Source organism: Flavobacterium bizetiae (genome assembly GCF_902804475.1).
GTDB classification, from domain to species: Bacteria; Bacteroidota; Bacteroidia; order Flavobacteriales; family Flavobacteriaceae; genus Flavobacterium; species Flavobacterium bizetiae.
The window spans coordinates 20,462-30,603 of the sequence record NZ_CADCSU010000113.1 but is presented as its reverse complement, the minus strand read 5'-3'; the positions used below and the strand labels follow the sequence as shown (position 1 = coordinate 30,603).

Below are 10,142 nucleotides of genomic sequence, written 5' to 3'. Positions count from 1 at the left end.
TGTTTAATTCGTTGATAAAAACTAATTTCACCTGCTATAAAAACAGTGCGTAAAAATTATATTATTTAAACAATAAATCGGCATAACAATTTTGATTTTCCCTCGTTATGTTGTTGTTTTGTTGTTATAAAAAATGGGAAGGCCGAAAACCAGAAAGAGTAGGCGAAAATTATAAATTAAAAATCCATATGAAAGCATTTTTACCCACAATCTGCTTGATGTTCTTAACCATTTTTAGCTCGCAAGCGCAAACTGCTGCTCCAGCTGCTAATCCATTTCCTTCTATTAGTACATTGACAACTTGGGCGAGCTTAAACTCTCAATCTCAATTTGATATTGCAATTCGTGCGGTTGGATTTAAATTTGAAGTTAAAGAACCGAGTGAAGGCTCAACAGCTTACACTTATATTCGTAAAGTAACGGTAAATGAGGTAAATTATACTGATAGAATTGTTTATAGAATTACTAATAATAATTCAGCAAGTATTATTTCATTAGTTACGGCTTCTACTGATTTAGTAAGTTTGTATACACCACAATTGTCGACTTTTAAAAACAACAATTGTAAAACTGAAATGTCTAAAGACAAAAACACTACTTGTACTTGTTACGAAAGTGCCAATTTTGCAATCGATCTTTGCGACGAGCGTGTAAAACTAACAATGGGTGACGGAAATAAATATTTTGTTTCTGTAGCTAAAAAATAATTCTAATAGTAAATATTAGAATCTACGAGCTGTTTTCTAAATCTTTGTAATTCTTAACGAGATAAGATTACAAAGATTTAGAACGCATTTCTTAGGTATTTATAGGTTTGGATTTTTTAACTCGTACCAAACTTCCAGTTCTCCTTCATATTCAAAAGAATTCACATAGCGCAAACCAAGCTTTTCCAGAATTTTTCTTGAGTTTTCATTTCCTGCATCTGCGTAAGCATACAATGCATCTACTTTCATTTCATTAAAAGCATAATCTATAAAAGCTTTTCCGGCTTCGGTAGCATATCCTTTTCCCCAATGTTTTTCGATGAAACGATATCCAATTTCATAAAAATCTTTATGATTATTGATTTCATTTGTAATGAATTTTATTCCGGACCATCCTAAAAATTCATTGGTTTCTTTTAAGATTACTGCCCAGCGCCCTGTGCCAAAATCTTTATATTGCTGATGAATAAACTCAACATAAGCGCGACATTCATCAATACGAGTAACTGGTTTATTCCCTACAAACAAATGCACATTTGGATTAGATTCTAATTCGAATAATCCATCAACATCTGAAAAAAGCAATTCTCTTAAAAGTAAACGGTCGGTTTCTATTGGTTCTTTCATCTCAAAAACAATTTAGTTTAGAATAAAACGCTGCACTACTTCGGCAACTCCGTCATTATTATTTGAGGCTACAATAAGATCAGCTTTGTCACGCAATTCTGGCGTTACATTATCAACCCAAACTCCAAGTCCGGCATATTCTATCATAGTAAGATCGTTTCCTGCGTTTCCTACGGCAATAATTTCGCTTTGATGAATGTATAGCTTTTCGGCCAGAAGTTTTAAACTCGCCGCTTTATCAATTCCGTTTTGAGCAGCCTCTAAAAAGAAAGGTTTAGACATTGCGACACTCAAATGAGGCATAGTGGCTTTTAAGTCAGCTTCGACTTCTTTTAAATAAGAACGTTCTGCCAATAAAATACATTTTACAGCAGGTTTAGTAACTGCTGCTTTAAAATCTGGAACTTTATTGTGTGGTAATCCCGTAATTTCTTTTTCGATGTCGATGTATTCCGAATCGGTTTCGCTTACAATTTCGCCATCAATATAGGTAATGATGTGCGTTTTCATTTTTACACTATAATCGTATAAATCATGAATTTGTTCCGGAGTTAGTGATTGTTCAAACAAAACAAGATCATCTTTTACCGTGCTGATTATAGCTCCGTTAAAGGAAATAATATAAGAGTCGTATAAATCAAGTTGCAATTCTTTAGCATAAGCTGTCATTGCTGATGTTGGGCGACCAGAAGCCAAAACTACATGAACTCCTTTTGCCTGTGCTTCGAGAAGCACTTTTTTATTTAAATCTGAAATTTTATGATCGTCTGTCAACAAGGTATCATCCATGTCGAGCACTAGCATTTTATATTGCATGTTTTTTTTGAGTTTTCAGTCGCAGTCACAGTTTACAGTACTAAAACTGATCACTGCCACTGAATACTGCGACTATTTACTATATCTAGATACTCATTCTGAATTCTTCAATAACAGGATTTGCTTTTGCAAAATCTGTTTCCTGAATAAATACCTCAACCGCTAAATCAGATTGTCCAAAACCTCCTAAACGAGCAGATTGAATATTATCTTTTTTAGTTGTTTCTACTCCTGCTTCTTCTAGTCTTTCTTGTAAAGCAAGTGCCAAAACTTCACTTCCTGAATATACTTTCATTAATCCCATAACATTCTATTTTTGTAATTATTTGAATTCTCTATTGTAATATTATTTGCAGCTGTTTTTGAAAATCATTGTTTTCATTCATACCAATATGTCCCTGATCTTTTAAAGCATAAAAATGTCCTTTAAAATCTAACAGCTTATTTAATCGAACTGAATTTGAGCAGGAAATTAATTCATCATCGATTCCATGAAAAATATAAATTGGCGCTTTTACTTTTGGCAGATATCTAAAAGTTTCCAAATGAAACTTTTTTAGAAAATCAGGAAAAAACCGAACTTTACTGCTCGATAATTCTGTAAAACTAAAATAAGCCGATTGCAATATTAAAGCTTTTGGATGCTGCTGCGAAGTCAAAATTGTTGCAAGCCCGGAACCTATTGAATAACCTGCTATAATAATTTTATTTTCGGGATATCTTTTAGCTAATGTTTTATACGCTATCGAAACATCCTTATTTAATTGTTCTTCATTCTTTATTTCTCCTTCACTTTTACCAAAACCTCTATAATCTAAAATAAAAATGTCATATCCTAAATTAGTATAAATTTTAGCCATTTTACCCCAGGTTTCTAATGTCCCGGCATTTCCATGAAGATAAAAAACTAGACCTTTAGAATTTTCAGATTTAAATAGTAATCCGTTTAATTTTACACCATCAAACGATTCTATATTTAGTTCCTCAAATTTCTGCTGATAGTCGAACTGATAATCTTGCGGAAGTTTCGCACTTTGAAAAACCATTCCGACCTGATTAAAATAAACATAGGAAACAATTAGCACATAAATAACAACAAAAAATGCGAGAAGCACAATTGTCAAAAACTTAAGTGTTTTTAATATTTCCATAGATTACTTTTTTAGTTTTCAGTCGCAGTCACAGTTTTCAGACTGAGACTGTGACTGCGACTGCGACTAAAAACTGCCACTTTTATTCCTCTTCCTGAATATCGTCTTCTTCCTCATCAAGTTCTTCTTCACCTTCTTCATCCATATCAAACAAATAAGGCTCAAGCATCATTTTATCAGCCAAAATTTCGATACGTTCTGTCAATGTTTCAGCAAAAATAATACGTTGCGTTTTTGTGATACTGTTCGAAATACGCATGATTTTAGTTTCATGACGTAATTTTAAGATAGGATCTGCATCATCAATAATAAACATTTTCAAGCGGTTTACATTATAACCTGCGGTCGTAAACATATCGCTCAGTTTATTTGGCGTACCAATTAAAACATCAATTCCTGTCGAAATATAGTTTTTATCATAATCCATATCGCCTTTATCGTGTACACCGTAAACTTCAAGATTAGAATATTTTCCGTACTTCTCGAAAAGCGCTTCCATTTCTAACACTTTGGCTTTATCTTCAACAAAAATTAAAGCACGTGGAGATTCTTCTGTATGACCTGACAATTGCTGAATAACATTTAATACAATTGTAGTCGATTTTCCGCTTCCTGCCGGAGAAAGAATAATGCAATCTGCACCACTTTTTATCGTCGAAAAAGTTTCCTGCTGCAAAACATTTGCCTCAGTTAAACCATTTTCGATTAAAGCGTCTTGTAATTTTTCGTTTATTTTTTTTAGTTTCATATTCTAATTTTAGATTTATGATTTTAGAATTTAGATTCTAAAATCACTATTTGCTTGCAAACATTGTTACGTCTGTTTCAGAAATTTCGCTTCCTCCTAAAATGATTAATCTTTCAACTACATTTCGAAGTTCACGGATGTTTCCTGTCCAGTCGTATTCCTGCAATAATTTTATGGCTTGCGCCGAAAATACCTTCACCACGTTTCCTTGTTCTGACGCAATTTTTTCAGCAAAATGTCTGACCAAAGCCGGGATATCATCACGTCGTTCGTTTAATGGCGGAACTTTAATTAAAATTACAGCCAAACGATGGTACAAATCTTCACGGAAACGGCCTTCGGCGATTTCAGTTTTCAAATCTTTATTGGTTGCAGCCACAACACGAACATCGACTTTAATATCTTTTTCAGCTCCAACCCTCGTAATCATACTTTCCTGCAAAGCTCTCAATACTTTGGCTTGCGCCGAAAGACTCATATCACCAATTTCATCTAAGAAAATAGTTCCTTTATCTGCTGCTTCAAACTTTCCTGCACGATCTTTTACAGCTGATGTAAAAGCGCCTTTTACGTGACCGAACAATTCACTTTCAATTAATTCACTTGGAATCGCCGCGCAGTTTACTTCAACTAACGGAAAATTGGCACGTTCGCTTTTTTCATGTAATTGGTGTGCTACTAATTCCTTTCCGGTTCCGTTTGGTCCCGTAATCAAAACTCTGGCTTCAGTTTGAGCTACTTTATCAATCATCATTTTAATATGATTAATTGATTCACTTTCACCTATCATTTCGTAATTCTTGCTAACTTTTTTCTTTAGGATTTTATTTTCAACTACAAGTTGTTTTTTATCTAAAGCATTACGAACTGTATTTAGTAAACGATTTAAATCAGGTGGTTTTGAGATATAATCAAAAGCGCCTAAACGCATGGTATGAATTGCAGTTTCCATATCGCCATGACCAGAAATCATTACCATAGGAATTTCAGGCTTAATTTTTTTTGCTTCTTCTAAAACCTCAACACCGTCCATTTTTGGCATTTTGATATCGCACAAAACCAAATCGTAATCGTTGTTTTTTATTTTTTCCAAACCAGCAACTCCATCCTCTGCTTCATCTACCTGATACGTATCATTTTCTTCTGATAAGATTTTCACCAAAACTCTTCTGATCGATGCTTCGTCTTCTATAATTAGTATTTTGCTCATTTTTTTTCTAAGGTTCAAAGTTGCAAAGGTTCAGAGGTACAAAGTTTTAAATCTTCGTCGTTACTGCACCTTTTAACCTATATTATTATATTCTTTTTAATACTCTTTGTATAATTCTTAAAGTACTTTGTTCCAAATTACATAAGTTCTGATATCCAAAAAACCTTTGAGCCTTTGTCTCTCTGAACCTTTGCAACTATAAAAACTAATATTTAAGCCATTTATACAATTCCTTCCAGGTTGGTTTTTTGCCGTACATCAAGATACCAATTCGGTAAATTTTTGCAGCGAACCAGACAACAAGGAAAAACGTAGCAAACAATAATGATACCGAAATTGCAATTTGCCACCACGGCACTCCAAACGGAAGTCGCATTAACATTACGATTGGCGATGTAAGCGGAATCATAGAAAATACAACTGCAATGGTTCCGTGTGGATCATTGACAACAGTAAAAAATCCGATGTAAACACTTAAAATAAGCGGCATTAAAATAGGCAAAAGAAATTGTTGAGAATCGGTTTGATTGTCAACCGCTGCTCCAATTGCTGCATAAAATGAACTGTATAAAAAGTATCCTCCTATAAAATAAATTACGAAACCAATGATAATACTGGCAATAGGCAAATTCCATAATTCGCTAATATACATTTGAGCCGTTCCTGACATTTCTTGTTGGGCTGACTGCATTAATTCTGGCGAAATTCTGGCCGTTGGACCAACATTTACCCCAAAAAATGCCGAAGCTGCATACATTAATCCCAAACCAATAATGGCCCAGATCATAAATTGTAATAATCCCGCAAGCGATGTTCCGATGATTTTACCAATCATTAACTGAAATGGTTTTACCGATGAAATAATGATTTCAATGATTCGGTTTGTTTTTTCTTCGATCACGCTTCGCATTACCATATTTCCGTAGATGATAATAAACATCATGATCAAATAACCAAATGCTCCGCCAATACCTATTTTAATCTCATTTAAACCTTTTAGACTTTCTTCCCCAGAAGCTTTTATCAAATGAATGTTAACTGCCGATTGTGCTTTTTGAATTGCTAAAGTATCCAGTTTTGCTGCATCGAGATTAATTTTGGTAATTTTATCTGCAATAACATCCTGCGTTTTTTCGATAAAAGAAATACTCGGACTATTATTCGAAATAAACTCAATTTTACTTTCTAAATCTCTTAGATTATTTGTTTTTGGGATGACAATTAAACCGTCAAAACTTTCATTGGTGATACTGTCTTTTAATGCTTTAGTGTCAATTTCAGATAAATTGAGATATTTAAACGCTGCATCTTTTTTATTCTGTTTTACAAAATCATTAGCAAATAAACCAGTTTCGTCATGAATTGCGATACGTTTCGTTTCGGCTTTCATCGAACTCAAATACCCAATAAATCCAGCTATTGCGACAAACAATAACGGACTTAAGAAAGTCATGACAACAAAAGATTTATTACGAACTTTTGCAATAAACTCTCTTTTTATAATCAACGAAATGATGCTCATAAATATATTAATTTTCAAATTCCAAATTCCAATTTGGATCGCTCTCACATTGGAATTTGGAATTTATTTTTTGAAATTTTAATTTTTGTTTTCAGTTACTGTTTGAATAAAAATATCGTTTACACTCGGTATTTTTTCCACGAAATGTGTTACTTGTCCGCGTTGTGTTAAGATATTCAATAACTCATTTGGTGTTGCATTACCAATCTGAATATCTAATTTTAAATCATCATTTAATGATTTAAAATTGGCCGGCGAAACGGTAAACTTTTGTGTGATATCGTACATTAAACCTTCGACATTATCGGTCAGAATTCCCACCTCAAAACTATTGGTTCTAAACTGACGTTTTACATCGCTAAGTTTTCCTTCGATTAATTTATTCGATTTATGAATTAAGGCAATATGATCACAAAGCTCTTCAACGCTTTCCATTCGATGTGTAGAAAAGATAATTGTTGCACCTTGTTCTTTTAATGCCAAAATTTCATCTTTGATCACATTTGCATTTACAGGATCAAATCCGGAGAAAGGCTCATCAAAAATCAATAATTTGGGCTTATGCAATACACAAACCACAAACTGAATTTTTTGCGCCATTCCTTTAGAAAGTTCCTGAATCTTTTTATTCCACCAACCCTGAATCCCTAAACGGTCAAACCAGTATTCTAACTGCACTTTTGCTTCGGCTTTAGTAAGTCCTTTCATTTGTGCCAAATACAAACATTGCTCTCCTACTTTCATAGAAGTATACAATCCTCTTTCTTCAGGAAGATAACCAATAGTCTGCACGTGTTTGGGCTGCAATTTTTCTCCATCAAGAATTATTTCACCACTATCTGGTAAAGTAATTTGATTGATGATTCGGATAAGAGAAGTTTTTCCGGCTCCATTAGGTCCTAACAGGCCATAAATACTGCCTTTTGGTACATTTAATGAAACTTCGTTAAGCGCTACATAATCACCGTATTGTTTTACGACTTTATGTACTTCGAGTAAGTTGCTCATGCTATATTTAAGATTTTCTGCTTCAGTTTGATCATTATGATCAACAGCCTGTAAAAGTAAATAATTCGAAGCGAATCTTTGTATAATTACGCAAAAAACCCATTCTAAATTTGCATTAGAATGGGTTTTAAAATTTATATGCTCTTTTTTGAAAAGTTTAGTTTATGAAAACATATCTTTTACTTTCTCAAAAAATGATTTTTCTGATTTTTCAGGGCTCGGAATAAAATGATCGTCAGTTAAAGCATTTTCAAAAAATTGTTTTTGCTCTTTATTCAACGTTTTTGGTGTCCATACATTTACGTGAACCAATAAATCTCCGCTTCCGTAACCGTTTATACTTGGAATACCTTTTCCTTTTAATCTTAAGATTTTTCCGGATTGAATTCCTTCTTCTAATTTAATACGAACTTTTCCGTTGATTGCTTCGATATCTTTAGAAACTCCTAAAACTGCTTCAGGGAAACTGATATACAAATCATAATGAACGTTTTCACCTTCACGTTTCAGGAATTCGTGCTCTAATTCTTCGATAGCTACAATTAAATCTCCCGGAATACTATTTCCCGGAGCATCGTTTCCTTTATTAGAAACTTTCAGTTGCATACCATCAACAACTCCAGCAGGAATTTTGATTGATACTGTTTCATCTTCCTGAACCATTCCCTGAGCATCTGCTTCAGATGGTCTTTTATCTAAAATCTGACCAGAACCGCCACAAGTAGGACAAGTTGACGCAGATTGCATTCTTCCTAAAATAGTATTCGTTACACGCATTACCTGCCCCTGACCATTACAAGTAGAACATGTTTTGTATGTTACTCCTTTAGCCTGAACTTTACGTTTTACTTTTACTTTTTTCTCAACACCATTTGCAATTTCTTCTAAAGTCAGTTTTACTTTAATTCGAAGATTACTTCCTTTAGCACGACGAGGGCCACCGCCTCCGCCTCCACCGAAACCGCCAAATCCGCCTCCAAAAATATCACCAAATTGGCTGAAAATGTCATCCATATTCATACCACCATGGCCACCACCAAAACCTCCAGAACCATCAAAAGCCTGGTGTCCGTATTGATCGTATTTTGCTTTTTTGTTAGGATCGCTTAAAACTTCATAAGCTTCTGCAGCTAATTTAAAGTTTTCTTCTGCCTCTTTGTCGCCTGGATTTTTATCCGGGTGATATTTCAATGCGCTTTTTCGGTACGCTTTTTTAATTTCAGCAGCGTCAGCATTTTTTGAAATGCCAAGTATTTCGTAAAAATCTTTTTTCATAATTGAATAAATTCCAAATCTTAAATTTTAAACTTCAGTTATTAAACTCCTGAACTTCAAAACATTTTATTTGCATTTTTTAGTTTCCGGTAACAACTTTAGGGTAACGAATAATTTTGTCTCCTAATTTGTATCCTTTTTCAATAACATCAACAATTTTCCCTTTTAATTTTTCAGACGGAGCTGGAATTTGGGTAATTGCCTCAGCAAAATCAGCATTAAAAGCATCACCTGCTCTTACTTCAATTTGCTCTAAACCTTTAGAAACCAAAGTATTTTTCAATTTTTCATGAATCAACTCCACACCTTTTTTAAGGTTTTCATCTTCAGATTTGTTGATTTCTACAATCGCTCTGTCAAAATCATCTAAAACAGGCAGCATTGCTACTAAAACATCCTGGTTTGCAGTTTTAAACAAATCGATACGCTCTTTTGAAGTTCTTTTTTTGTAATTTTCAAATTCAGCAAATAATCTCAAGAATTTATCTTTTTCTTTTGCAAGGTCTTGAGCCAATTGCTCTTCAACACTTAATTCTTCAACAATTAATTGTTCACCGTTTGCATTGTTCTCTAACGTTACATCATCTAATTCCTGATCGAACTCTGTATTTTCCGTAGTCATATTACTTTTATTTTTAAAAATATTCTTAAACTTCATTTTTTATTCTTTCTGTTGGATTGCAAAAGTACTGCCAAATCTTAGAAAATGTCAAATTGTCACTTTATTAAAAATGAGACTATTAAAAATCTAAAACGAACGAATGAAATTTAGTATAATTTTAAGACTATTAAGTTTTAGTTTATAGTAAATTTGAGTTCCAAAATTGGAAATTAAATTATCACCAATCAAAATTGAATTTAAGGGTTAGCTTCGGCTTTATAAATAATTATTAATTCAACTTTACCTTATATTAAAAAAAGCTTCGCCTATTTCAGACGAAGCTTTTTTTTATGCTTTTTGACAAAAAAATTACCGTTAAGAAAATTAAGATTTTTAGTCCTGGATTTTAAAACGAAAAAGTTCGCAAGCTTCTTTTGATTTAGCTTTGCGAACCTTTTCTTTTTTTTTGAAAATATC

The 10,142-nt window shown here is 33.3% G+C and carries 11 protein-coding genes; 1 reads left to right on the top strand and 10 read right to left on the bottom strand.

The annotated features are described in order from the left end of the window. Positions 1-188 precede the first annotated feature (188 nt). Positions 189-707 carry a hypothetical protein gene (locus FLACOL7796_RS15855; protein ID WP_173971709.1) on the top strand — a complete coding sequence of 173 codons (519 nt, stop codon included), beginning with the start codon at positions 189-191 and terminating at the stop codon, positions 705-707. Positions 708-806: 99 nt separating this feature from the next. Here FLACOL7796_RS15855 and FLACOL7796_RS15850 read toward each other — a convergent pair whose 3' ends face one another. The 10 genes from FLACOL7796_RS15850 to FLACOL7796_RS15805 form a co-directional block, all read right to left on the bottom strand. Further along, positions 807-1,334: a GNAT family N-acetyltransferase gene (locus FLACOL7796_RS15850; RefSeq protein ID WP_173971708.1), complete on the bottom strand. Its 528-nt coding sequence runs from the start codon at positions 1,332-1,334 to the stop codon at positions 807-809. 12 nt (positions 1,335-1,346) lie between these two features. After that, positions 1,347-2,150 (bottom strand): Cof-type HAD-IIB family hydrolase, encoded by an 804-nt coding sequence (locus FLACOL7796_RS15845; RefSeq protein ID WP_173971707.1) that lies wholly within the window; start codon positions 2,148-2,150, stop codon positions 1,347-1,349. 85 nt (positions 2,151-2,235) lie between these two features. Next, entirely contained in the window at positions 2,236-2,454 is a 219-nt protein-coding gene (locus tag FLACOL7796_RS15840; RefSeq protein WP_072961853.1) for a putative signal transducing protein, read from the bottom strand. A 31-nt stretch (positions 2,455-2,485) separates the two neighbouring features. Continuing rightward, positions 2,486-3,301, bottom strand: a complete 816-nt coding sequence (locus tag FLACOL7796_RS15835) for an alpha/beta hydrolase (RefSeq protein WP_173971706.1) — start codon at positions 3,299-3,301, stop codon at positions 2,486-2,488. An 82-nt stretch (positions 3,302-3,383) separates the two neighbouring features. Further along, a complete protein-coding gene (locus FLACOL7796_RS15830) occupies positions 3,384-4,049 on the bottom strand; it encodes a DEAD/DEAH box helicase (RefSeq protein WP_173971705.1) in 666 nt (221 codons plus the stop codon). Positions 4,050-4,095: 46 nt separating this feature from the next. Then, positions 4,096-5,259: a sigma-54-dependent transcriptional regulator gene (locus tag FLACOL7796_RS15825; protein ID WP_173971704.1), complete on the bottom strand. Its 1,164-nt coding sequence runs from the start codon at positions 5,257-5,259 to the stop codon at positions 4,096-4,098. A gap of 205 nt (positions 5,260-5,464) precedes the next feature. Continuing rightward, the gene (locus FLACOL7796_RS15820; protein ID WP_173971703.1) at positions 5,465-6,781 is read right to left on the bottom strand and encodes an ABC transporter permease; all 1,317 of its coding nucleotides are present in this window, start codon (positions 6,779-6,781) and stop codon (positions 5,465-5,467) included. Between the two features lie 78 nt (positions 6,782-6,859). After that, complete coding sequence (locus tag FLACOL7796_RS15815) at positions 6,860-7,789, bottom strand: ABC transporter ATP-binding protein (protein WP_173971702.1); 930 nt, start codon at positions 7,787-7,789, stop codon at positions 6,860-6,862. A gap of 162 nt (positions 7,790-7,951) precedes the next feature. Then, positions 7,952-9,064 carry a molecular chaperone DnaJ gene (dnaJ, locus tag FLACOL7796_RS15810; protein WP_173971701.1) on the bottom strand — a complete coding sequence of 371 codons (1,113 nt, stop codon included), beginning with the start codon at positions 9,062-9,064 and terminating at the stop codon, positions 7,952-7,954. A gap of 79 nt (positions 9,065-9,143) precedes the next feature. Then, positions 9,144-9,722 carry a nucleotide exchange factor GrpE gene (locus FLACOL7796_RS15805; RefSeq protein WP_173971700.1) on the bottom strand — a complete coding sequence of 193 codons (579 nt, stop codon included), beginning with the start codon at positions 9,720-9,722 and terminating at the stop codon, positions 9,144-9,146. Between the last annotated feature and the right edge of the window lie 420 nt (positions 9,723-10,142).